Origin of the sequence: Cuneatibacter caecimuris (assembly GCF_004216775.1) — a bacterium.
Classification (GTDB): domain Bacteria; phylum Bacillota; class Clostridia; order Lachnospirales; family Lachnospiraceae; genus Cuneatibacter; species Cuneatibacter caecimuris.
In genome coordinates, this window is record NZ_SGXF01000001.1 from 1309251 (window position 1) to 1334533 (window position 25283).

Consider the following 25283-nt stretch of genomic DNA (forward strand, 5'->3'; position numbering starts at 1 on the left):
AGAGGCTTAATTGTCAAAGCAATCCGAGTCCGGAACGCGACAGGAGCGCACCTCCCTGCGTCCCGCGGCATCTGTCGTATAATAGACCCGCCTTCCATCAGGGCTGAAAATCGGATGAGGGTGCTCATCCTGTGTTTTCCAGCTGGAATTATGTTTTTCAACAGGAATCCAACGGATCGTTCCCTTTTCCCAATCCGGTTTCTGAACAGAAATCCAACGGGCCTCAGAATCTCCTGACGCCCCTTCAGAATCTGCAGCTATGCTGTTTTCCTCCCGGAAATAACCGTCGCTGACCAACAGACCGTCCTTCGAAACAGTGAAATGGCCGTAGCTTATATAATTTTCCGGCAGCGCAATTTCGGCTGTTTCTCCCGTTTCAGGTATAATCCTTCCAACAAAATATCTTCCGCCAGCGTACTGCCCATGATAAATGACACTCCTGCCCTCTTCGCTCCACATTTCATGGCAGACCCAGTCATGAATCCCACGCCCCTGGTCAATGCTCCGCAGCGCCCGGTGGCACTTTCCGTCCCAGAGCCACATACGCCTTATTCCGCAGAAAGAAGGCCATTCATGGTTGTAAAGAATCCATTCCCTGTTTTGCGGATGAAACTGTACATGAGTGATCCAGGCCTTTGGAACCTGCTGGCATAAAACTTGCTCTCCGGACTCTGTATTATAAACGCGCAGCCAAGAGCTGAGCCCTTCCTGCTGTATTCTTGCGTCAATATCGTAATCAGGCCGCAGAGTTGCCGGTCCGGGTTTATGTACGTCTTCCAGAGCCCTGGCGTCTGTAGTAGGCACGCACAGCCTGCTGCCATCGTGGCTCACATGCATAAATGCGGTAACCTGGCCCTGGGGAATCTCATTGAGCACACGGATATTGCCGTTTAAATCCGCGCAGCAGAGCAGGCGGCCCTGCAGGTAGTACACCTTTTCCTTACTCTGGTCCAGGCAGACGCTGGCCTTTCCCAGGCCATTTTCATTCCCGTTAAAATATACATACGACTTCAGCACTCCTTCCTGATTATCAGACAGCCGGGCCACGCTGCCTGTGGGGAAATTCTTGTAATACACATTTGGATTCCCGTTTTCTTCTCCGATAAAGACAATCCCCTTTTCTCCCTGCAGGCAGCTGGAAGACGTAAAATACAACAGCTGGCAGTCATATGGTTCCTTTACATCATAATCCATAAATTCCTCCCAAATACACTTTTTATGATAAATATAAAAATGCCCTGGTGAAATCAACTCCCACCAGGGCACCTGTTTACACACTAAGCATAGTGCCTGTGCTTTAAATTACTCGATAATGGAAACAACTCTGCCGGAACCAACAGTTCTGCCGCCCTCACGGATAGCGAAACGCAGACCCTGCTCCATAGCTACGGGATGGATCAGTTCGATAGTCATCTCTACGTTATCACCAGGCATGCACATTTCTGTACCTGCAGGCAGATCGCAAACACCGGTAACGTCAGTTGTACGGAAGTAGAACTGAGGTCTGTAGTTGTTGAAGAAAGGTGTATGACGGCCACCCTCGTCCTTAGTCAGAACGTATACCTGAGCGGTAAACTTCTTATGGCACTGAACGGAACCGGGTTTTACCAGACACTGACCTCTCTGGATCTCTGTTCTCTGAACACCGCGCAGCAGAGCGCCGATGTTATCACCAGCCTGAGCCTCATCCAGCAGCTTACGGAACATTTCGATACCAGTTACAACAACCTTACGGGTCTCTTCATGGATACCAACGATTTCAACTTCATCGGATACATGCAGGGTACCGCGCTCTACTCTACCGGTAGCAACAGTACCGCGGCCTGTGATGGAGAAGATATCCTCGATCGGCATCAGGAAAGGCTTGTCAGTCTCACGAACCGGATCGGGAACATAATCGTCAACTGCAGCCATCAGCTCCAGAATCTTGTCGCCCCATTCGCTGGAGGGATCTTCCAGAGCCTTCAGAGCGGAACCCTGAATGATCGGTGTGTCATCGCCCGGGAATTCATACTCGGACAGCAGCTCACGGATTTCCATGTCTACCAGCTCCAGCAGTTCCGGATCGTCAACCATATCGCACTTGTTCATGAATACTACGATATAAGGAACGCCTACCTGACGGGACAGCAGGATGTGCTCTCTTGTCTGAGCCATAACACCATCCGTTGCAGCAACAACCAGGATAGCGCCGTCCATCTGAGCAGCACCGGTGATCATGTTCTTTACATAGTCAGCATGGCCGGGGCAGTCAACGTGTGCGTAATGTCTCTTCTCAGTCTCGTACTCAACATGAGCGGTGGAGATTGTGATACCTCTTTCTCTCTCTTCGGGAGCCTTATCGATGTTCTCGAAAGCAACTGCCTCACCGGTACCCAGTCTCTCATGCAGAGTCTTGGTAATAGCAGCTGTCAGAGTTGTCTTACCATGGTCAACGTGTCCGATGGTACCAATGTTACAATGCGGTTTGCTTCTTTCAAACTTAGCTTTAGCCATTTTAAAACGTCCTCCTTATAATAGGTGTGCCCTCCAGGGCATATTTTTCATCAAGGCTAGACTCATTATATTGCATATTTCCAGAGTTTTCAAGCCTTATTTTAGTTTACAGGCAAAATTATTTGCCGTTCTTTGCAGCCAGAACCTTCTCCTGAACGCTCTTCGGAACCTGTTCGTATTTCTCGAAGAACATGGAGTAGTTGCCGCGGCCCTGCGTCTTGGAACGCAGGTCTGTGGAATAGCCGAACATTTCTGCCAGCGGAACATATGCGCGGACAATCTTGCCGCCGCCCAGGTCGTCCATACCTTCGATACGGCCGCGGCGGGAATTGATATCACCGATTACATCGCCCATATAGTCTTCAGGCATGGTCACTTCCACTTTCATGATGGGCTCAAGCAGCACAGGGGAAGCCTTCTGCATCGCTTCTTTGAATGCCATGGAACCAGCGATATGGAACGCCATCTCGGAAGAGTCAACTTCGTGGTAGGAACCGTCGTAAACGGTGGCATGAACGCCCACTACCGGGAATCCGCCCAGGATACCGCACTTGGTAGCTTCTTCAATACCTTCGCCAACCGCAGGGATATACTCCTTGGGAATGGCACCGCCCACAACCGCGGAGTCAAACTTGAACAGTTCTTCGCCGTTGGCGTCCATAGGCTCAAAACGGACCTTACAATGTCCGTACTGGCCGCGTCCGCCGGACTGCTTCGCATACTTGCTGTCCACTTCCACATTCTTTGTGATCGCTTCTTTATATGCAACCTGAGGCGCGCCTACGTTTGCCTCAACCTTAAACTCACGCAGCAGACGGTCCACAATGATTTCCAGATGCAGCTCGCCCATGCCGGCGATAATGGTCTGGCCTGTTTCCTGGTCTGTATGAGCGCGGAAAGTGGGGTCTTCTTCCGCCAGTTTTGCCAGGGCTTCGCCCATCTTGCCCTGACCTGCTTTGGTCTTGGGTTCAATCGCCAGCTCGATAACCGGCTCGGGGAACTCCATGGACTCCAGGATTACCGGATGCTGATCGTCGCAGATGGTATCTCCGGTGCTGGTCAGCTTAAAGCCTACGGCCGCAGCGATATCGCCGGAATAAACCTTGTCCAGCTCCTGTCTCTTGTTGGCATGCATCTGCAGGATACGGCCAACACGCTCTTTCTTGCCCTTGGTAGCATTCAGCACATAAGAACCGGAGTTCAGCGTACCGGAGTACACACGGAAGAACGCCAGCTTTCCTACAAAGGGGTCGGTCATAATTTTGAACGCAAGAGCAGCGAAAGGCTCCTCGTCAGAAGAATGGCGCTCAACCTCATTGCCCTCCATATCAACGCCCTTAATAGAGGGGATATCGACAGGAGAAGGCATAAACTCGATTACAGCATCCAGCAGCTTCTGTACGCCTTTGTTTCTGTATGCGGTACCGCAGCATACCGGAACAGCCTGGCACTCACAGGTTGCCTTACGCAGAACCTTCTTCATTTCCTCAACGGAAGGCTCCTCGCCCTCCAGATACATCATCATCAGATCGTCGTCCAGCTCGCAGATCTTCTCCACCAGCTCGCTGTGGTAAAGCTCTGCGTCGTCCTTCATATCGTCGGGAATATCGATAACAGAGATGTCATCGCCCTTATCATCATTATAGATGTAAGCCTGCATTTCAAACAGGTCGATAATACCCTTGAAACCATCCTCCTTGCCGATGGGCAGCTGAAGGCAGATAGCGTTCTTGCCCAGTCTTTTGCGGATCTGGTCAACCGCGCCGTAAAAATTCGCTCCCATAATATCCATCTTATTGATGAATGCCATTCTGGGTACGTTGTAGGTGTCTGCCTGACGCCATACGTTCTCAGACTGGGGCTCAACACCGCCCTTTGCACAGAAAACGCCCACAGCGCCGTCCAGAACACGAAGGGAACGCTCAACCTCTACAGTAAAGTCCACGTGTCCAGGGGTATCAATGATGTTGATACGGTGCTCTAAAGCGCCTGGTTTCACTTTGGTCTTTTCCTGAAGAGTCCAGTGACAGGTGGTCGCCGCGGAAGTGATAGTGATACCTCTCTCCTGCTCCTGCTCCATCCAGTCCATGGTAGCTGTACCCTCGTGGGTGTCGCCAATCTTATAGTTAATACCAGTGTAATACAGGATACGCTCGGTGGTGGTAGTCTTACCAGCATCGATATGCGCCATGATCCCGATATTTCTGGTTCTCTCTAACGGATATTCTCTTCCAGCCAAGATATTTTCCTCCTTTTAGGTTTCAGCAAGGCGCTCCACAGATTAGAATCTGTAATGAGCAAATGCCTTGTTCGCCTCTGCCATCTTGTGCATGTCTTCTTTTCTCTTTACAGATGCACCGGTGGAATTGGCAGCATCCAGGATCTCGTTTGCCAGTCTCTCCTGCATGGTCTTCTCGCCTCTCTTGCGGGAGAACATGGTCAGCCAGCGCAGAGCCAGCGCCTGTCTTCTCTCAGGCTTTACCTCGATAGGCACCTGGTAGGTGGCGCCGCCGACTCTCTTTGCCTTTACTTCCAGAACAGGCATGATATTGTTCATCGCCTCTTCAAATACTTCCAGAGCAGGCTTTCCAGCCTTCTCCTCAACTCTTGTGAATGCGCCGTATACGATCTTCTGCGCAACGCCCTTCTTGCCGTCCAGCATGATGTTGTTCACCAGCTTTGTCACGACCTTGTTGTTGTACAGAGGATCTGCTAATACGTCTCTCTTCTGGGTATGTCCTTTACGTGGCACGTTACTTCCCTCCTTAACTAATTGGTTAAATCATCGGTACTCACATGTCGCACTCTCGTGCTACAAAATGTTCGCGCTCGGTTCTTGTTATCTATCATCCTGCAACCGTCAGGAGCCTAGTTCGAATGCCGGCACTATCATTTCAGTTTGTGATAAATGATTTAATAAAAATTATTTCGCGTCTTTCGGTCTCTTAGCGCCGTATTTGGAACGGGCCTGTCTTCTCTTCGCAACGCCGGCTGTATCCAGAGTTCCTCTTACGATATGGTATCTGGTACCGGGCAGGTCCTTCACACGGCCGCCTCTGATCAGGACAACGCTATGCTCCTGCAGGTTATGGCCTTCGCCGGGGATGTAGCTTGTCACTTCGATTCCGTTAGACAGACGTACTCTGGCAATCTTTCTCAGAGCAGAGTTCGGCTTCTTCGGGGTAGCAGTCTTCACAGCTGTGCACACGCCTCTCTTCTGGGGAGCGGATACATCTGTGGCCTTCTTCTGCAGGGAATTGTAACCCTTCTGCAGAGCCGGAGCGGTAGACTTCTTTGTGATCGTCTTTCTTCCCTTTCTTACCAACTGATTAAATGTAGGCATTCTTTTCACCTCCTGTAGATTTTCATACGCTTCATATGCGGCACGCCCGGGACGGTTGTTCCCGTTTTGACGCACAAAAATATAGTGCGCAAAATGCACGCCTTATTATTATAGATCGGCAAAATACATATGTCAAGTATTTTCTTTGATTTTAATGAAGCAAACGGCAGCGTCTTTGTGTTGTGCAACGAGATATTTGACTTTTTCGTTTTATTTCAATACAATAATACCATCCGGACAAAATACAGCAGGCAATGTCGGGAACATCAGGCAATGAAGTGATACACTGTTCATACAGCAAGGAGGTAACAGCATGGAATGGGCACAGACCATCAGTGACGCAGTAGAATATATTGAAGACCATATCACCGAGGATATTACCATTAATGATATCGCAAAGCACGTCTGTATTTCTCCTTTTTATTTTCAGAAGGGGTTCAGCCTGCTCTGCGGCCTCACTGTAATGGAATACATCCGCAGCCGCCGGCTGGCTCTCGCCGGCAATGAGCTTTCCTCTGCCGGGGCAAAGGTGATTGATGTGGCGCTGAAATATGGATACGACTCACCGGACAGTTTCACCCGGGCATTCACCCGTTTTCATGGAACCACGCCTTCGATGGTGCAGAAGAAAGGCACTATGCTGAAATCTTTCGCACCGCTGAAAATCAAACTAACATTGGAAGGTGGTTATATCATGGATTACAGAATTACACAGAAAAGCAGTTTTACGGTTATCGGCTCCTCAAAATCTTTCCGGTACGAAGAGGCAAAAACTGAGATCCCCCGTTTCTGGGCGGAGCATTATGCCGCAGGCCGGGGAGAACATGTCTGCGGAATGTTCGGAATCAACATTGACGAACAGATGGGCGGGAAAGCAGGAGATGAGTTTGAATATCTTATTGCGGATGTTTATAATCCCTCTATGGATATTCCGGAAGGGTTTGTTACAAAAACAATCCCGGCATTCACCTGGGCGGTATTCCCCTGCAGAGGGGCTATGCCTGACTCCCTTCAGGATGTGAACACGAAAATTTTCTCTGAATGGCTTCCAGCGCTGAAAGATTATGAATTTGCGGCAGGATACTGCATTGAGATGTATGACGATGCATGCAAATATCCGAAGGGGACCAGTGATGAGAACTACTATTCTGAGATTTGGATTCCAGTTAAAAAGAAATAATCTGGTCTGATTGCCAGGAGCCGCAAAGAGGCGGCAGAGAACCTCCGGGGGCGATGCCTGACGGCTGCCGCCCCTTAAAGTTTCTCTGCCGCCTCTTTGCCGAATCCTTTCCGGACGCGGCGTTTTGTTTGATGGCTTATGCGTGAGGGATGTCTGTATATTCGGAAATCTCTCTGCTGATTGTACACAGGTCTTCCACGCTCAGGTCATGGATATCTTCATGACCGGTGATTCTGGCGAAGGTCTTCAGCTCCTCAAAGCTGCACTGCAGGTAATTTGCCACGCGCCCGGCGGACGCGTCTTCCTGAAAGCGTTTTCTGAGCTCCGGGTCCTGGGTGGCAGCCCCCACAGGGCACCGGCCGCTGCCGCAGATTCTGTACTGCTGGCAGGCCGCGGCGATCAGCGCCGCGGAAGCCACTGCCACGGCATCCGCTCCCATGGCAATGGCCTTTGCAAAATCAGAAGATACCCGAAGGCCGCCCGTGATCACCAGGTCAATGGACGCACCTGCCTGGTCAAGATACTTTCTGGCCCGATGTAGCGCATAGAGCGTCGGCACGCTGGACGCATCCCGCAGCAGCTTCGGGCTGGCGCCTGTGGCGCCTCCCCTGCCGTCTATTGTAATAAAATCCGGTTCTGCAAACACACAATATTCCAGATCCTTTTCGATCCGTCCCGCCGCGATCTTTATGCCGATAGGCCTGCCTTCCGAAGCGTACCGCAGCTGGTCAACCAGTTCCTTCAGATCTTCCTTTGTATTGATATCAGGAAATTTTGAAGGGCTGATCACGTCCTGCCCCAGGGGCTTGTTCCGAATCTCAGCGATTTCCGGGGTCACCTTCCCTCCCGGCAGATGTCCGCCCATGCCAGGCTTCGTCCCCTGGCCGATTTTTATTTCCACGGCATCTGCTTCTTTGAGATTCTCCGGAGTCACGCTGTAATGGTTGGGCACATATTCAAATATGTATTTATACGCTGCAGCCTTCTCCTCCGGCAGAATCCCTCCTTCTCCGCTGCACATGGCTGTTTTGGCCAGAGCGCTGCCTTTGGCCAGCGCGATCTTGGCTTCCCTGGAAAGAGCGCCAAAGGACATGTGGGAGATATAGACCGGTCCTTCCAGCACCATCGGCTTCACCGCATTCTTCCCGATCACGGTCCTGATGTTCACCTCCGCATGTTCTTCCAGGGGAGGCGGATTCAGCTGGGCCCCCAGGATCAGGACCTCATCCCAGCCCGGCATGGGCATCTGCGTGCCCATAGCCGCGATAACCGTCTTCCCCGTCACCGCCATCTCATGGATCTCCTCCATATAGCGGCACCCCGCGTCTCTCCGGACGAACTCCTCCGGATAAGCCAGAGATGCTTCTTTCGGCAGGACAGCTCTTGTTTCCTCCTTTTCTTTCAGGGAGGCAAAGCTGCTCTGAGGGTGACCGCAAACGGGACATTCTTTCAAATCTCTTAGCTTATGCTGTTCCGTCTCCTCGAATACATACCCGCACACACTGCACCTGTATTTTGCCATCTGCTCCTCCTTATAATAGTATTAATTACTATTTTCATCATAGCACACCCAGAGCAGAATGCAAGCAGAAATTTCTCTCAATCCCTGACAATCTTATAATAAGCCCGTGCCGTAAGGCTGTACACCATGGCATAAAGAACAGCAAACACCAAAAGGCATGCCAGCGTGCAGACCAGATAAAGTTTTGTGTCCGTAAACCCTGCTGTCCGCATGATCCTGCTGATTACAGGAAAGGCGAACATCATATGCAGCGCCGCTGTTACCAGCGGGAGATAAAACACAGTCAGTATCTGGGAATGGATACACTTTCTGATTTCTTTCTGAGTCATCCCCACCTTCTGCAGAATTTCAAAACGTCTCTGGTCCTCATAGCCTTCTGAAATCTGTTTATAGTAGATAATTAAAATCGTCGCCATCAGGAAAAGACTGCCCAGGAAAATTCCAATAAACAGCAGGCCGCCATGTAGGGTATACCCGCTTTCTATCCCGCCCGCACGGCTTTCCACAGAATAAAGGCCTTCCGGTTTTCCAGGATTTTCCGCGATCAGGTCCCTCAGTGCAATTTCTGTTTCTTCATCCGCGTCTATATTAAAACCGTAATAATGCCGTGGTCTGGTATAATAATCATAATAGGTCTGCTGCAGCTCCTGAAATTTCAAAAGCAAATCCTGATCCCGCACCACCAGACAAAAGGTGTTGAGAATGTTTTTTACCATATTCCCATTATCCGGAAACTCATCCAGCACTTCTTTTACCTGGAAATCCATATCCTGAATCTTTACGTTGCTTCCGGTCCATTTTTCACTTCCAGGGTACAGAAGTACCTGATTCTCCTCCAGTGTCTGATTCTGTCCTGTTACGCGGTTCCAGTCCTCCAACGAAATAACCAGCAGCTCAGAAACATGATCAAGATTCACCTGGCTCATGTCATAATGCTGGTCCAGATAAAAGCCTCCCTCTTTGCGGATCACTTCAAAAGATGTATAAACATAGTCCAGCACATTTTCTTTTGACAGCCCCGTCTGCGCTATCATCTGATCTGTGTACTGCAGTACTGCATCCCTTCCCTCCTCAGAGATATTACTGGAAGATACGATGATATCCCTGGGATATCCGCCTGATACAGTCTTATCAATCCCAAGATACAAAGAAACCGTAGTTGTCAGCATCACCAGAACCATGGTGGACAAAATACAGATATTTGCAAGCCCCACTGCGTTCTGCTTCATTCTGAAGATCATAGAGGAAACGGAAATAAAATGTTTCGTTTTATAATAATAGTTTTTGTTTTTTCTCAAAACTTTCAGAAATACAATACTTCCGGCCATAAACAGCAGATAAGTGCCGATAATGACCAGTATTACCGCGACAAAAAATACGCTTAGCGCCGCTACCGGATTTTTCGTAATTACCGCGAGATAGTAGCCGCTGCCCAGGCAGATAGCTCCCAGCAGAGCCAGAATCCATTTTCCTTTCGGTTCTTTCTCCCCTGTATTGCCGCCCCTCAGCAATTCGATAGGTTTTGAAAGATGGACCTGAAAGAGACTGTTGAGATACACAGCCAGGAAAACCAGGCACAACAGCAGGCCGGTCTGGCCGATGGCTTTGATATTAACCTGAAACCCCAGGCTCACCTCGGTTTTCAGGAGCTTCAGTAAAGCTAGAAAAATAAGCTTATCCAGCAGCACGCCTACCGCCAGGCCGACGGCCAGCGTAATCACCGCCACATAAAAGGTTTCGCAGAAAATAACTTTTGCAAGATGCTTCTTTTCCATTCCCAGGATGTTAAACAGGCCGAACTCTTTTTTTCTGCGCTTCATGAGGAAGCTGCTGGTATAAAACAGGAATATCACTGCAAAAATACCGGTGATCCAGATACCCATATTCAATGTGGTCATCGCTACATCTCTGCCGCGCTGCAGCTCTGCCAGGCCGCTGTTGCCCGCCAGAGAGCAGATAATATAATACATGGCCGCCGTCAGCACGCAGGTCAGCAGATAGGGCAGATAGACTCTGCTGTTCTTCCTCAGGTTAGAGGCGGCCATCTTCCAGTAAAAGCCTCTACTCATGAATCACACCGCCTGACGCAATCATCGTCAGTGTATCAGAAATCTTCTGATACAGCTGCTGAGAGGTATTTCTGCCCCGGTACAGCTGATGAAATACTTCTCCGTCCTTGATAAACAGCACCCTGCCCGCGCTGCTGGCAGCCTTTACGCTGTGGGTGACCATCAGGATGGTCTGACCGTCCGCATTGATCTGGCCGAAAAGATCCAGCAGGCTGTCCGCCGCCCTGGAATCCAATGCTCCTGTGGGTTCATCCGCCAAAATCAATTCCGGTTCTGTAATCAGCGCTCTTGCCACCGCAGTCCTCTGTTTCTGTCCGCCGGAAATTTCGTAAGGAAATTTGTCCAGCAGTTCTGAAATCCCCAGACGCTGTGCAATCGGTTCCAGTTTTTTCTGCATCTGCTGATGCTTTTCTCCCGCGAGCACAAGGGGCAGGAAAATATTGTCTTTGACCGAAAAGTTATCCAATAAATTAAAATCCTGGAACACAAATCCCAGATGATCCCTGCGGAAGGCGGATATCTCCTTTTCTTTCATTACTACCAATTCCCTGCCGTTGAGCTTTACTGAACCGCTGGTGGGAGTATCCAGCGCAGCCAGGATATTCAAAAGCGTTGTCTTACCGGAACCGGATTCTCCCATGATTGCTACAAATTCTCCTTCTTCCACAGAGAAGGTAACGTTGGACAGCGCCTGTACTCTGGCTCCTCCAAACCTGGTGGTGTAGATTTTTTTTACATGATTCACTTCTAATATTGACATAAATTGATTCTCCTCCTTCGCTTTCCACTGCCACCAGTATACAAAAACGGGAAATGTTCTGCCATAGTCCCGGCTTACATTTCCCAAATGCAACTTACAATGTTGTAAGATTATTCTGTCCGGAGCTTCGCTTCCTGCAGACAGATCCTCACCTGTGTGCCTTTTCCAGGCTCTGAGAAAATGGCCATGGAGTGTCCCAACTTAGTCAGAACCTGCCGGCAAAGATAAAGCCCCAGCCCCGTGGCCTTCTGATCTCTTCTTCCGTTGGCGCCGGTAAACCCTTTCTGCCCCAGCCGGGGAATGTCCTCCGGTGCGATGCCGATCCCTGTGTCTTCGATTACCAGAGTCTTCCCTTCGGCATAAATAGTGATTTTTCCTCTGACTGTATATTTCAGAGAATTAGAAAGGACTTGTCCAATCACAAACCGAAGCCACTTTTCATCAGTCAGCACCGGAACATTCATTTCCTTCAGGTCCAGGCCCAGCCTTTTCCTCACAAACAGCGGCGCGTATCTTCGGACTTCTTTTCTCACAAGCTCTTCCAGAGAATGCCTGCCAAACATAAAATCCGTAGTGTCCCCCTCCAGTCTCAGATAGGACAGAACCATCTCCACATAGCGGCTGACCTGAAAAAGCTGCGCCTCCAATTCTCTGCTCAGATCAGAATCCTCCTGCTGGAGGAGAATACGCATGGCGGCGATGGGCGTTTTGATTTGATGTGCCCAAAGCGTATAATAGTCCAGCATGTCGCTGCGCTCCTGGTCCGCTGCCGTGGCAATGCGGTTCTTCTCGTCCTGCAGGCCCTTCAGCAGCATCTCATAATCCTGTTCCACCAGATTCTGCGCCTCCGGAAGTCCCCGGAGCCCCAGGGATATCTGTGCTGACAGTTCCTGCATCCTTTTATGTCTTGAAACATATTTGGCAAAGTCCAAACCACAGATCACTCCCCCGGCCGCCAGGCACAGGGCCATGGAATATAAAACCGCCTCAGCCTCCAGAGTATACATGGAAAACACCACCGCATATATCAGTGCAAACAGAAAAAACAGAAGCAGCCCCTTTTTATGCTGTCTCAGATATTCATAAATTAATTTTAACCGATTTTGATCCGTCACTGTATCAGATATCCAATCCCTTTCTTGGTGGTGATAAAGTCCATCAGACCCGCCTCCTCAAGTTTTTTCTTTAGCCTGGAAACATTTACCGTCAGGGTATTTTCATCCACATAAGAATCCGTTTCCCAGAGGCGGGTCATCAGCGCGTCTCTGCTGACAATCTTACCTTTGTTTTTTAAAAGCGTCACCAGTATCCGGTGTTCATTCCGGGTCAGCTGCACGGTCCGGTCTCCGTAGGTTACAGTGCCGTCCGAAGCGTTCACAATCGCCCCTCTGTGTTCCAGAAGCTCTGTCTTGCCGCCGAAATCGTAGGTCCGGCGGAGCATGGCCTGTACTTTTGCGGTCAGCACCTGTAAATCAAAGGGCTTGGCCACAAAGTCGTCTCCCCCCATATTCACCGCCATCACAATATTCATGTTTTCAGAGGCGGAAGAAAGGAAAATCACCGGAACTTTTGATATCTGCCGAATCTGCCCGCACCAATGGTAGCCATTGTAAAAGGGAAGGGAAATATCCATGAGAACAAGCTGCGGATCAAAAGCTGCAAATTCCGCAAGTACATTGCCGAAATCCTCCGCGCACTTCACCTCATACCCCCAGCCTTCCAGGTGCTTGGCCACCTGGGAGGCGATCAGATCATCATCCTCCACAATAAATATCCTGTACATCTGTATTCACCATCTCTCTTTGCTCAGCAGTTCACCGTTCCCGGCCCGCCAGCTTGATAAACAAAATCCCTGCTATTGTGCTCACCAGGGTGGCCAGAATGGCCGGACCCACGATAGCCGCAGGATTCACGCTCCCGTACTGGCTCCTGTATGTAATCATATTCACAGGAATCAGCTGCAGCGAAGATATGTTAATAATCAAAAAAGTACACATCTCATTGCTGGCGATCCCCTTCGGTTTGGCCTTGCCCGGGAGTTTCCCCGACCTGCGTTCTTCTTCCAGCTTTGCCAGCTCATCCATGGCCTTCAGTCCGGCAGGGGTGGCTGCCCAGCCAAGCCCCAGCACATTGGCTATAATGTTTGTAGAAATATATTCCTCTGCTTTATGCCCTTTTGGTATTCTGGGAAACATCCAGTGCAGAAAAGGCCTGATCAATTTTGTCAGCCTGGCAATCAGCCCGGCTTCTGAGGCCACTTCCATCATTCCGGTCCACAGGGACATCACTCCCAGCATGGTAACGCACAGCGTTACGGCATCCTCCGCCGCCTCTATGGCCCCATTGGTCACCGCCTCCATGTTTCCGGTAAAGGCCCCCCAAATCACCGCCAGCGCAATCATTGCAGCCCAAAGCATATTCAGCATGGCATCCGCTCCCACAGATTCTGTTAATCCAGTTTATGCGGGATACAGGGCCATTATCCCTCTCCGGTAAGCAGCTGCTGATAAACCTCGCGTTTACTGATCCCCCGGTCTTTTGCCACCAGTCGCATGGCCTCTTTTCTATCATGCCCGGAATCCAGGTACAGCTTCATATGCTCTTCCAGCTCCATTTCCTGCCACTCAGCCTGTTTTTCGGCTTCCATTTCCTGCTGGCTCCGGCCTTCCACAACAATCACGCATTCTCCCCGGGGGTCAGAAGCCTGATATTGGCGCAGCGCCTCTTCTAATGTGGTCACAAAGACCGTCTCGTGCTTCTTCGTCAATTCCCTGCAAACAGTGGCTCTTCTGTTTCCCAATTCCCCCAAAAGGATTTCCAGCGTCCGCACAAGACGATGGGGCGCTTCATAGAGCAGAATTGTTCTGGTCTCTGTTTTCAGTTCCTTCAGAACAGCCTGCCGCTGCTTTTTATCCGCAGGAAGAAATGCTTCAAAACAAAACCTTCTGGCAGGCAGTCCTGACAGAGCAAGTGCAGTGACGCAGGCGCAGGCTCCCGGAAGGGCTGTGACTGGGATTCCCGCTTCATGGCACTGGCGCACCAGCTCTTCCCCGGGATCGCTGATGCCGGGCATTCCCGCGTCTGTAATCAGAGCGATCTGCCTTCCTTCTTTCATCTTTTCCACCAGGATTCTGGCCTTATCATATTTGTTAAACTCATGATAGCTGGTCATAGGTTTCTGTATATTAAAGTGATTCAGAAGCTTTATGCTGTTTCTCGTATCCTCCGCTGCGATCAGGTCTACCTCTCCCAAAATCCGAACCGCCCGGAAAGTCATGTCCTCCAGATTCCCGATGGGCGTAGCGCAGAGATATAATTTTCCTTCCATGACTCCTCCTCAGTATCCGTAGGTTTCCCGGATCTCCCTGCTGTATTGGCCGGGGGCTTCAAAAATAATCACCGGCGGTTCCACCGTCAATTGGCTTCTGCCTCCCCGGACCGCCTCTATCAGCACCATATTCGCTTCTTTATCAGCCTCGGGATGGACCAGCTTCATCCGCTTGGGCTCTATCCTGTGCTTCTGCAGCGCCATAAATATCTCCGGCAGCCTATAGGGCCTGTGGACCATATAAAATCTGCCGCCTGGTTTCAAAATCCTGGCCGCCTCCCGGACCACGTCCTCCAGGCTGCACAGAACCTCATGACGGGCGATTGCCTTTGCCGGATCAGGATTCTTCAGCCCGTGGGAATCTTTCATATAGGGAGGATTGCTGGTCACAACATCAAAGGAAGCCCCGCCAAATATGGCAGAGGCCTCCTTAATATCTCCGGTCCGGATACTGATTTTTGCTTCCAGATGATTGAGCGCCACGCTCCTGGCCGCCATATCGGCCACCTCTTCCTGGATTTCCAAACCAACAAACGCCTCTCCCTCTGTTTTCGCTTCCATCAGGATCGGTATAATCCCTGTTCCCGTCCCCAGATCCAGCACTCTTTCTCCGGCCCGGGCTGCCGCAAACCCGGACAGAAGCACCGCATCCATGCCGAAACAGAATTTTTTTGTATTCTGAATGATCTGATAGCCGTTTCGCTGCAGATCATCAATCCTTTCGTGTTCTTTCAGTACGGGCATCGTTTCCCTGCTCCTTCTGGCGGTCCTCACGCCGGGGCTCCCGGTCTCCTTTTCTTGGAAAGTCCTTTTTGGGATGCTCTTTCCGGTTATTTTCTTTCCTGAAATTTTCTCTCCGTCCATTTTCCCGCTTCCCGTTTTCCCGTCTGGGGGCTTCCTTTCGGGAATACTCCTTTTTCGTATCCTCTCTGCGGGGCGCCGGCGCGGAGGATTCCGCCTCCAACTGCTCCAGTTCCTCCAGCTGTTCCAGTTCCGCGTCCTCTACCTGCAGCTTGTCTTTTCTCCTGCGGGGACGGAACTTCAGCTCATCTACTTTATACTCCCGGATTTCTTTATCATCCTTCTCTACATTGACGACTACTTTCACCATCTGGCGCAGAACGCTGACACTGTGGACCTCTCCCCGCAGGCCGTCTGAGGTGATCACGCCGTCGCCCACAGCGGGCAGCCGGCTGTTCAGATATTCATATGTCTCCTGCTCATTTTTCAGACAACACATCAGCCTTCCGCAGGCGCCGGAAATCTTTGACGGATTCAGGGACAAATTCTGCTCTTTCGCCATTCTGATAGATACCGGCGCAAAATCAGACAAATAACTGTTGCAGCACAACACTCTTCCGCAAATTCCAATGCCTCCCAGAATCTTCGTCTCATCCCGGACCCCGATCTGGCGAAGTTCAATTCTGGTGCGGAAAACGGATGCCAGATCCTTAACCAGTTCCCGGAAATCAATGCGGCCGTCCGCAGTGAAATAAAACAACACTTTATTGTTATCAAACGTATACTCCGCATCGATCAGCTTCATTTCCAACTGATGTTTTGCTATTTTTTCCTGACAGATCTTAAAGGCTTCTTTTTCTTTCTCCCTGTTTTTTTGTTCCTGTTCCTCATCCGCGTCTGTGGCAATGCGGATCACAGGTTTCAGCGGCTGCACAACCTTCTCCTCTTCCACAGTCTTGTTGCCCAGCACAACATTGCCGAACTCCACGCCCCTGGCAGTTTCCACAATCACATTCTGTCCCGCTTCAATTTCCAGATCCCCCGGAGAAAAATAGTATACTTTTCCGGCTCTTCGGAACCTGACTCCAATTACCTGTATCATAAATTATTCCTTTCTGCTAATTTTCCTGGATCGTCAAAAGCATCAGCTCCATTGTCAGCTCATAATTGACGTTTGCATCCAGCCTCCGTTTCGCTGTTTCCATTCCTTCCAGAATCGTTTCAATGCCCGGAAAAGAACAAATCTGCGCTTCCTGCCTGATATAACGGAATTCATCCTTAAACACCAGCAGGTTCATGTCGTTCGTTGCCTTAAACAGCAGCACATCCCTGTACCACCGCTCCATAAAATCAATGCAGTCTTTTACCTGCAGCTTATATTCCTCCAGACTGCGTATCGTTTCCAGCAGCTGTTCCAGATCCATTTTGCGCACATTTCTGAGCAGCTGAAGTATTCTGCTCATCATAACAGAAAATGACTCTGACTCTGCCATTTTTCTGGCTTTCCCTATATTTCCTCCCGCAAAGCGGACGATCGTTTCAAGCTTGTCCTCCTGCAGCCCCAGGCCTGCCAGCGCTCCGCGCAGCTGGCTGTCCAGCACCGGCTTCAGGTTCAGCACCACCGCTCTGGACAAAATTGTAGGCAGAAAGCTCTCCGCGTTCTCGCTGAGCAGCAGAATCACCCCATATCCCGGCGGTTCTTCCAGAGTCTTCAGCAAAGCGTTCTGAGCCTGTATTGTCATTTTTTCCGCTTCGTCCACAATGTAAACCTTGTGGGCGCTCTGATACGGCCGGATCAAAATATCCTGATTCAGCCCCCTACGGATATCGTCCACCCCGATACTGGCCGGCTTTTCATGGCCTACATAAATCACATCAGGATGGTTATGGCCCGCCATCTGCAGGCAGGAACGGCATTTCCCGCAGGGCTTGGCCCCGCTGCCTTCACACTGCAGCGCTTTTGAAAATTCCTCAGCAAACAGGCGCTTCCCCAATCCGTCCTCTCCGCTGAGAATGCAGGCATGGGGGACCTTCTGCTGTTCCAGCGCATGCACGAAAAATTCCTTAATATGTTCATTTCCTATAATCTGCTCAAACAAAACAGTCTCCTCCTTCCGCCTCCGGCTTTTATCATACCATATTTTTTTTAAATTCTAAAGCATTTTGTGAAAAAAAACACCTCCCATGGCTGATATATTCATGATACCACATGGGAGGTTATTTTTTCTTAATTCTCCGGCTGATCTTTTAATTATACTTTACCCCGCCGGTCTGATCATTATTCTAAAGCTTTACTGGTTCCTGTTCTGTTTTCTTTTCCGTCCGGCAATCTCCATTGCTGTTGCGGAGCCTGCTACAGTGGCCAGAGCAATCACTGTCACAAGAATCAGCCAGCTCATATTGGTGGAATCCCCTGTACCGGGAGTGCTTTCCACTGTGCTGCTCGGGATCTCGCCGGGCTCTGTTTCTTCTGTACTGCTCTCTGTTTCACCGGGTTCTTCCGCATCCGAACTGCTCTCTGTTTCACCGGGTTCTTCCGCATCCGAGCTGCTCTCTGTTTCGCCAGGTTCTTCCGCATCCGAGCTGCTCTCTATTTCAGCGGGCGTGGTTGCATCTGTGCTGATTTCTGTTTCAGTGGGCGTGGTCACATCCGGGCTGGTCTCCGGTTCAGTGGGTTTGGTCACGTCCGGGCTGGTTTCTGTTTCACTGGGCTCCGTCGCCTCTGTACTGCTTTCCGGTTCGCTGGGCTCTGTCGCCTCTGTGCTGCTTTCCGGTTCGCTGGGCTCTGTCGCCTCTGTGCTGCTTTCCGGTTCGCTGGGCTCTGTCGCCTCTGTACTGCTCTCCGGCTCCGTCGGCTGCTCAGCCTTTATAAGTTTTTTCGCCGCCTCCTCAAGGGCTGCAGCCGCATCAGCCACATCCTTTGGAGTCACAGTGCCGCCCTCATTTTTCAGCACCGTTTCCGCCGCTTCCTTAGCTGCTTCAAACTCAATCCAGCTCTCCGGTGTGTAATCCTCTTTTAATTCTCCCGCGTATTTGTCATACACCGTCTGAAGTTCACTCATATCTACTTTCAGCCCGGCCATAGCTGTCTTCAGTTTCTGAGCCGCCGCAAATACCTCCAGACGTGCGCTTTCATTGGCGCTGTTCAGGAGCGCCTTTGCATTCGTGAGGAACCCGGAAAATGTGCCCCAGCTCTCCGCGGTATAATCTGTTTCCACTTTATCCCCAGCTTCTGCTGTTACGGAAGGCAGGGAAGGCACAGAAAGAATTAAATCAAATTCCGGCATCCATGTTGCAGTGACATAATTCCTGGCCCGGAAATGGATCCGGTCCGCATAGACATTTACCTGATAACCTGTTCCTGATTCTGTAATACCATTTTCTGATTCATTAAAGGACGGGCAGTCAATCATAGTTCCATATGTCTTATCCATTGTAGTGGCAATGCCAAAACCATTATGAATATGTCCGCTCATCACTACAGCCTGCGGATACCCGGAAAGAATTTCTCTTACCCGGTTCATCAGTTCTTCTTCCTTCGTAAACCCGCCATAGGCATTTGCCCGGGGATGCGTATCATTCAGAGCCTGATGCACAGCAACAATTACCGGCTTTTCCGGGTCGGCGGCGCCGGCAGCGCCATTCTCCCCTTCTCCAAGCTTCTGCTCAAACCATACCAGCTGTTCTTCTGACATGTCAATGCAGTCCTTGAGCCCGTCTTCTGTATTGAGCACAATAAAGTGGTATCCGTTGATCCATTTATCAAAATAAACCTTATCGCTGTCCGGATCGTCCCTGTACTTCTTGTTATCCCTCATATAGGCTTCATATGCCACAGCATAGTTGCTTGAAAAACCAGTGGAGGAGGAACTGTCATTTTTGCGCACATCATGGTTTCCCAACGCGATCAGTTTATTGGGGATCTGTCCTGCGTATTGCTCGATAAGGTCAAAATACTGCGTGCGGGAATTATTATCAGAACCAAAGGAAATGTTGTCTCCCAGGGTTACCAATGCGTCGCTGTCAGCATGGTTGGCTGCGATATCCTTGAGCCCTGCTGTAAATTTGGCCGCGCGGGAAGAATCACTGTCCCGTAAATGCACATCTGCCAGCACGTCAAATGTCAGGAGCGGCTTCTTCGCGCTGTCCTGAAGCAGCGCATAAGCATTTTCCAGTTCAGCGCACAGAGCTGCTGCAGTATCTTCATCTGCATTTGCCGCCTGTCCCTTAATTCTCTCAAGGGATGCTTTGAATGCATTGATATTTTCCTGGCTGTATTCCTCAGTTCCGGCAATGCTGATCATCTGCTCCATCTCATTCAGCTTAAGAGAAAGGGCCTCGGAGCGGTACAGATTACTGCATTCGGACTCTGTCAGCGCTTTTTTAATAATCCTCACTTCATCCAGCAGGCATCCATCGGCCCCGTAAGTGAAGTGGCCGTCCGCGCCAAGCACAAACTCTCCGTCGTCAACGCTCGTCCCTGCCTGGCCGGACATATCAACGGCCCCGATTTTACGGCCGTCCATATAGACTGTCATATAGCCGTCCCGATCGAATGAGGTAACAATATAATGCCAGTTATCATTATTCCCTGATATATTCTTGAGCTCGATACGGCTCCCCTTTTTGCCGGATATATTCATGCGAAGGTCGTCGATGCTGTTCACATTAGGCGCGTGGTAATTCCCTACCGCCAAACCGACGTTAGAACCGGAGGCATAATCCTTATTTCCCAAAATCGCAGAGTCACTGGCTCCATGGCCTATGCTTTTATGCCAGAATGCAAGAGTGAAATCTGAACTGCCGAACGTCACGCCCGGCTGTTTTCCAAAGGTGATGTACTGCTCCGCAGTATTTCCTTTCCGATGGCTTGCATCGTTGGAAATCTTAACTGCCTTTCCTTTCACGCCATCCACAAACTCTACTGCGCCTACAATCGTTCCGTTGGTCTGGTGGGATGAGCTGTCTTCCGCAGTCCCATTGTCAAAGGTGACATGCAAAGTCGTCAAATCTTTTGAAACACTGGGTTTGTCCAGGTCATATAATTCAGTCACCTGATCCGGGGTCAGAGCGCTCCGGTACATACGCAGCTCGTCCACAGTAGCTCCAGGTGTGCCATATGTATGAACGCCGTCGGCGCCAAGTACAAAATTCTGTCCGTCCACATCAATGCTTAAATCTTTGTAAGTACTGATATCTTTACTTCCGTAAAGCGCCCCGTCCACATAAACGCTCATGCTGCCGTCCCTGTCAAAGGTTGCCGCAAGATGGTGCCATGTGTCATCGCAAACATAGACTTTATTGATCTCTACGCGTGTTCCCTGTTTTGCAACAAAATTTACACGGACGTCAGCCGGTGTATTGGCAGAAAAGTTTCCCAGTGTCAGACCGCGGTTTGTTCCGGAATCATAATCTTTATTGCCAAATATAGAAACATCGTTGCCGCCGTGGTCATCATTGGCTGTATCTCCCGGCGAAACGCCTTCGGCGTCCGTCTTGTACCAAAGAGAAACTGAAAAATCACTGGTACCGAACTTCAGATTACTGCCGTAATCTACAAAATTAGCGGCAAGGTTCTTTTTACGGTGGTTGGAATCATTTACAATGCGGATTGCCTTCCCACCATTCACCCCTTCCACAAATTCCACTGTGCCATACTGGCTGTCCTTTGTAATGGTTCCATTATTGCCGGCTCCGGAAGCATCGTTGGCTGTTTCATCATCAAAAGATGAATAGAGCACCAGATTAGAGTCCTGTACCGGATCTGCACTGACTGAAGGCAGATTCAATGGAGAAATAGCTAGCAGAGCTGCAAGGGCACAAGCAGTTAAACGTTTTATGTGCATGACACATCCCCCTTTTAATTCTTTAAATTTTCACAAATTGCATCATTCCATATTATACCAAATGCTTCGGTTTTGATAAGTAGAATCTTTTATTCCCCTCCTCCATCCAAAAAGCGCCCAATTTAATCCTCTCCGCCCGCAAATCAGGTGTTTATTCTATTGGAGATAAATAATTTCACCTTCTGGATACAGGCCTCCAGCTCTCTGTTTTCAAATTTTTCGTTTATTCCGCACTCTGCCAGTTTCTCCTCACTGAAGTCCTCAGAATCCGCAAGAAAACGCCTGCACAGCTCTGCATATCTGGGCTGGGGCTCCTTCTGTTCCCTCTTCACCGCCCGGATCAGGCGCTCCCCATCCTCAATCTCTATATAAATCGGAACCAATATCTCTTTTCCAAAATATTCTCTCATTTTTTTGTAGGATTCCAGTGTTCCGATCATCAGATAATCCTGTTCGCCCGGACATATCTGCCCGTCATCCGCCGTAAGATATTTCCATATACCATGAACTGTATGATACGCCCGAAGTTCTATAATAAGCCCCTGCTGTTCCAGCTTCTCTGCTTCCCCGTCATTGATAAAATGGTACTCCACTCCATCTGTTTCTCCTTCCCTCCTGGGGCGGGTAGTATAGAGCGTCACCGTATGCAGCCCCAGGGACTTATCGTCACACAGCCGATGATAGACCGTATCCTTTCCCGATGCACTTTTACCCATGATATAAAATATTTTTCCCATGCCTTTACCTCACTTTACTACCCGCAGCAGTCCTTCTCCGATTCTGCTGCAGCCCTGTACTTCAATGCACTTCTGTCTGTAGCGGGACAGCCTGTTGATCACCATATCATCGATTTCTTCTCCGGCCACAATAAAAGCCACGCCCGGAGGATATAAATAACCAGTCTCCGCGGAAACCCGGCCTGCAGCCTGTTCCAAAGGGAGCCACTCTGAAGGTGAGCTCTCTGCCTTATATGGAGTCATGCGATATTTTGGCCGATGAGACTCTTCCAGACAGGCATCCCGCACCCGCCTTTCTCCCAAACCGGAGCTTTCACACCCGATCTCTTTCAGCGCTCTGCAGAGCCGTTTGAAGCCCTGGTCCGTATCCATCAGGCTTGTCATAGCAATCACAAAAGACTCCGTGCACATTTCCATCTGCAGCCCATAGTTCTGCAGCAAAAGACCTCCCAACTTGGTCCCGGTCACACCCTCTGCAGAGATCAGCAGTTTGGAAGGATCCAGCCTCCACATGGTTTCATCCCGCTCCGCCAGCCTTATTCCAGGCAAATCCTTCAGATATTTTCTAAGTCTTTCCAGGTTCCCGGCATATTTTTTCATACGCTCGCTCCCATCGGCTGCCATGTACTGAATACATCGTTGAATCGCACACAGCAAAATATAGGAAGGGCTGGAGCTCTGATACAAATAAACACAACGGTCAACGCGCTCCATCCAGTCCCGGCGCGCATTTACAGAAGCGTGGAGCACCGCAGTCTGCGTCATAGAAGGAAGCGTCTTATGAAGACTCTGTATCACAAAATCAGCGCCTTCTTTCAACGCAGAAGACGGAAAGCCACCCCCAAAAGAGAAATGCGCGCCATGGGCTTCATCTACAATCAGGGGAATTCCTTTCTTTCTGGTTATTTCTGCAATGCTGCGAATATCGGATACCACGCCTTCATAAGTAGGCGATACCAGAATCACTGCGCTTGCATGAGGTTCGCAATCCAAAGCTTTTTCCACATCCCCCGGCAATATGCTGCCCGCAATCCCCATTTGCCCGCTGATCTGTGGATAAACACAGACGGGCCGCAGCCCCCTGTGGAAAACTGCGTTCAGGACCGATTTATGGCAGTTCCGCGCCATCAAAATTGTCCCCTTCAGCGGAACACACCCGCCCACAGCGCTGAGTATCCCCGAAGTGGAACCATTGACCAAAAACCAGGTGCGGGACGATCCATAAATTTCAGCGGCTTCTTCCTGGGCTTGCCGCAATATACCTTCAGGATGATGCAGGTCATCAAAGCCCTCTATTTCTGTAATATCAATTTCATAAGGATTGCACATAGTCCATTCCTGCCGCTTGTGTCCCGGCATATGAAACGGATAGATCCCCTTTTCCCTGTACTGCAGCAGCTTATCATATAGACTTTCCAACTGTTTGTTCCCTCCTATATAAGAAAAGACTGCCGCACCAGCGACAGCCTTTTTCATCAATCTCTATCCTCTTCCCCAATAAATGTCAGCGCCAGAAATCCGGGCCCCACATGGGTACCGATAATCGGTCCGATTTCCGAAATAATGCTGTCCTTCACCAATCCCTCTGCTTCCAGCATTTTCTGCAGGGCTTCTGCCTGCCCGGGATTTGCACTGTGTCCGATCACCGCTGTCTGTTCCGATAAGGAAACTCCCTCTTCCCGCAGTTTGCCCATGAGAAAATCCATGGCTTTCTTTTCTCCTCTGACCTTTGCACAGACAATCAGCTTTCCTTCCCGGTCCACACTGAGCACCGGCCTGATTTTCAGAGCGGTTCCCACCAGCGCTTCCGCAGTGGAGAGCCTCCCGCCGCGCTTCAGATAGAACAAATCCTGAACAGTAAACCAATGCCTGGCTGCATGACGGTGGCATTTCACCCATGCTGCCAGCTCTTCCAGTTCCATGCCGCCAGCCATGCGCTGCGCTGCATTAAGCACCAGAACAGCCTCTCCTACCGAAGCGCTGAGAGAATCAATTCCAATGATCTTACGATCCGGATACTTTTCCTGTAAATCCTGAATAGTCAGAAAAGCATTCTGCCAGGTATTACTGAGCCCTGAAGAAAAACCAATATATATAATATCCTTTCCGCTTTCCAGAATAGGTTTGAAATTATCCTTAAACATCTGCGGTGTTATCTGTGAAGAATGGGATACCGATCCCTGTTTCAGCTTATCATAAAAAACAGAGAGCGGCATTTCACGGCAATCCGCATAATGAAAATAATCCTTTCCATCCAGATCAAATGCCATTGGGATCACATGAATCCCATACTGCTCTATGACAGACTGCGGAAGATCAACTGTCGCATCTGTTACAAGCACATAACCAGCCATATAAGCTCCTTTCATCTTTTGCCAATATAGTGATCGCGGCGGCGCAGCTGCTCCGACAGCCGATTTTCACCCCGCAAATTCTGTTTCACTTTCTTCCATTTCGCCACTTTACTATAATCTTCCAAAAGTACTTTTATTGCTTGTTCTGCCGGACTATTATTCTTACCAAATCCGGTTAACATTATTACGATAGCTGCTGAATACTTTTATCTGCAAAAGTAAAGCATACTGATATATTAACAAAAATCAATATAAAAGTAAAAAATATTAATATACAAAAAAAGATGCCCAGAACCGGAATCGAACCAGTGACACGAGGATTTTCAGTCCTCTGCTCTACCAACTGAGCTATCTGGGCATAATAAAAATATAATATTTTTCAAAATTGCGGGGGCAGGATTTGAACCTGCGACCTTCGGGTTATGAGCCCGACGAGCTTCCAGACTGCTCCACCCCGCGACAGGGCACTTTCGTGCAATGGATGGAGAAGGATTCGAACCTTCGAAGTCGTCGACAACAGATTTACAGTCTGCCCCCTTTGGCCACTCGGGAATCCATCCATATTTCATGTTTCCATGAAATCAATGGGGCCTATAGGGCTCGAACCTATGACCCTCTGCTTGTAAGGCAGATGCTCTCCCAGCTGAGCTAAGACCCCATATATTTAATTATTATCCGTAAAACGGACAAACGACCCAGAAGAGACTCGAACTCTCGACCTCCGCCGTGACAGGGCGGCGCTCTAACCAACTGAGCCACTGGGCCATAATTAATTTGTACCTTCAAAACCACACACAGAAACCATCCAGGCCCTCCTGAACCTCTTCAGGTCAAGCCCTCGACCGATTAGTAACAGTCAGCTACATACCTTACGGCACTTCCACCTCTGCCCTATCTACCTCGTCGT

The 25283-nt window shown here is 49.8% G+C and carries 19 protein-coding genes, 5 tRNA genes and 1 pseudogene; 1 reads left to right on the top strand and 24 read right to left on the bottom strand.

The window, feature by feature from the left end; all coding sequences use genetic code 11:
* Positions 1 to 6 precede the first annotated feature (6 nt).
* From EV209_RS06180 to rpsL, 5 genes are all read right to left on the bottom strand, one after another.
* The gene (locus EV209_RS06180; protein ID WP_130434040.1) at positions 7 to 1194 is read right to left on the bottom strand and encodes an oligogalacturonate lyase family protein; all 1188 of its coding nucleotides are present in this window, start codon (positions 1192 to 1194) and stop codon (positions 7 to 9) included.
* Between the two features lie 108 nt (positions 1195 to 1302).
* A complete protein-coding gene (gene tuf, locus EV209_RS06185; protein WP_130434042.1) occupies positions 1303 to 2496 on the bottom strand; it encodes an elongation factor Tu in 1194 nt (397 codons plus the stop codon).
* A gap of 118 nt (positions 2497 to 2614) precedes the next feature.
* Positions 2615 to 4735 carry an elongation factor G gene (gene fusA / locus EV209_RS06190; protein ID WP_130434044.1) on the bottom strand — a complete coding sequence of 707 codons (2121 nt, stop codon included), beginning with the start codon at positions 4733 to 4735 and terminating at the stop codon, positions 2615 to 2617.
* A 42-nt stretch (positions 4736 to 4777) separates the two neighbouring features.
* Positions 4778 to 5248, bottom strand: coding sequence for a 30S ribosomal protein S7 (rpsG, locus tag EV209_RS06195; RefSeq protein WP_130434046.1), 471 nt, complete (start codon positions 5246 to 5248; stop codon positions 4778 to 4780).
* A gap of 171 nt (positions 5249 to 5419) precedes the next feature.
* A complete protein-coding gene (rpsL, locus tag EV209_RS06200) occupies positions 5420 to 5839 on the bottom strand; it encodes a 30S ribosomal protein S12 (protein WP_130434048.1) in 420 nt (139 codons plus the stop codon).
* Positions 5840 to 6152: 313 nt separating this feature from the next.
* Between rpsL and EV209_RS06205 the strand changes: the two genes are divergently transcribed.
* Positions 6153 to 7019, top strand: a complete 867-nt coding sequence (locus EV209_RS06205; protein WP_130434050.1) for an AraC family transcriptional regulator — start codon at positions 6153 to 6155, stop codon at positions 7017 to 7019.
* A gap of 136 nt (positions 7020 to 7155) precedes the next feature.
* Here EV209_RS06205 and EV209_RS06210 read toward each other — a convergent pair whose 3' ends face one another.
* From EV209_RS06210 to EV209_RS06300, 19 genes and pseudogenes are all read right to left on the bottom strand, one after another.
* Positions 7156 to 8541: a glutamate synthase-related protein gene (locus tag EV209_RS06210; RefSeq protein WP_130434052.1), complete on the bottom strand. Its 1386-nt coding sequence runs from the start codon at positions 8539 to 8541 to the stop codon at positions 7156 to 7158.
* Positions 8542 to 8618: 77 nt separating this feature from the next.
* The gene (locus EV209_RS06215; RefSeq protein WP_130434054.1) at positions 8619 to 10610 is read right to left on the bottom strand and encodes an FtsX-like permease family protein; all 1992 of its coding nucleotides are present in this window, start codon (positions 10608 to 10610) and stop codon (positions 8619 to 8621) included.
* Positions 10603 to 11370 carry an ABC transporter ATP-binding protein gene (locus EV209_RS06220; RefSeq protein ID WP_130434056.1) on the bottom strand — a complete coding sequence of 256 codons (768 nt, stop codon included), beginning with the start codon at positions 11368 to 11370 and terminating at the stop codon, positions 10603 to 10605. The genes EV209_RS06215 and EV209_RS06220 overlap by 8 nt, the downstream gene beginning before the upstream one ends.
* A 110-nt stretch (positions 11371 to 11480) precedes the next feature.
* Positions 11481 to 12485, bottom strand: coding sequence for a sensor histidine kinase (locus tag EV209_RS06225; protein ID WP_243647510.1), 1005 nt, complete (start codon positions 12483 to 12485; stop codon positions 11481 to 11483).
* Entirely contained in the window at positions 12482 to 13153 is a 672-nt protein-coding gene (locus tag EV209_RS06230) for a response regulator transcription factor (RefSeq protein ID WP_130434058.1), read from the bottom strand. Before EV209_RS06230 ends, EV209_RS06225 begins: the two co-directional genes overlap by 4 nt.
* Before the next feature lie 31 nt (positions 13154 to 13184).
* The gene (locus tag EV209_RS06235) at positions 13185 to 13796 is read right to left on the bottom strand and encodes a nucleoside recognition protein (RefSeq protein ID WP_130434060.1); all 612 of its coding nucleotides are present in this window, start codon (positions 13794 to 13796) and stop codon (positions 13185 to 13187) included.
* A 53-nt stretch (positions 13797 to 13849) separates the two neighbouring features.
* Positions 13850 to 14698, bottom strand: coding sequence for a 16S rRNA (cytidine(1402)-2'-O)-methyltransferase (rsmI, locus tag EV209_RS06240; protein WP_130434062.1), 849 nt, complete (start codon positions 14696 to 14698; stop codon positions 13850 to 13852).
* A gap of 9 nt (positions 14699 to 14707) precedes the next feature.
* Positions 14708 to 15442, bottom strand: coding sequence for a tRNA1(Val) (adenine(37)-N6)-methyltransferase (locus EV209_RS06245; protein ID WP_130434064.1), 735 nt, complete (start codon positions 15440 to 15442; stop codon positions 14708 to 14710).
* Between the two features lie 205 nt (positions 15443 to 15647).
* Positions 15648 to 16541: pseudogene (locus tag EV209_RS06250) on the bottom strand (PSP1 domain-containing protein); the annotation flags it as partial.
* 16 nt (positions 16542 to 16557) lie between these two features.
* Complete coding sequence (locus tag EV209_RS06255; RefSeq protein ID WP_130434068.1) at positions 16558 to 17538, bottom strand: DNA polymerase III subunit; 981 nt, start codon at positions 17536 to 17538, stop codon at positions 16558 to 16560.
* 192 nt (positions 17539 to 17730) lie between these two features.
* Complete coding sequence (locus EV209_RS06260) at positions 17731 to 21228, bottom strand: LamG-like jellyroll fold domain-containing protein (protein WP_165388830.1); 3498 nt, start codon at positions 21226 to 21228, stop codon at positions 17731 to 17733.
* Between the two features lie 200 nt (positions 21229 to 21428).
* Positions 21429 to 22022 (bottom strand): nucleoside/nucleotide kinase family protein, encoded by a 594-nt coding sequence (locus EV209_RS06265; RefSeq protein WP_130434072.1) that lies wholly within the window; start codon positions 22020 to 22022, stop codon positions 21429 to 21431.
* Between the two features lie 9 nt (positions 22023 to 22031).
* Positions 22032 to 23441, bottom strand: a complete 1410-nt coding sequence (locus tag EV209_RS06270) for an aminotransferase class I/II-fold pyridoxal phosphate-dependent enzyme (protein WP_165388831.1) — start codon at positions 23439 to 23441, stop codon at positions 22032 to 22034.
* Between the two features lie 56 nt (positions 23442 to 23497).
* A complete protein-coding gene (locus EV209_RS06275; protein WP_130434076.1) occupies positions 23498 to 24376 on the bottom strand; it encodes a DegV family protein in 879 nt (292 codons plus the stop codon).
* Between the two features lie 285 nt (positions 24377 to 24661).
* A tRNA-Phe gene (locus EV209_RS06280) sits at positions 24662 to 24734 on the bottom strand.
* Between the two features lie 27 nt (positions 24735 to 24761).
* Positions 24762 to 24835 (bottom strand) — tRNA-Met (locus tag EV209_RS06285).
* Positions 24836 to 24854: 19 nt separating this feature from the next.
* A tRNA-Tyr gene (locus EV209_RS06290) sits at positions 24855 to 24936 on the bottom strand.
* Between the two features lie 25 nt (positions 24937 to 24961).
* Positions 24962 to 25034, bottom strand: a tRNA-Val gene (locus EV209_RS06295).
* Between the two features lie 33 nt (positions 25035 to 25067).
* A tRNA-Asp gene (locus EV209_RS06300) sits at positions 25068 to 25141 on the bottom strand.
* Between the last annotated feature and the right edge of the window lie 142 nt (positions 25142 to 25283).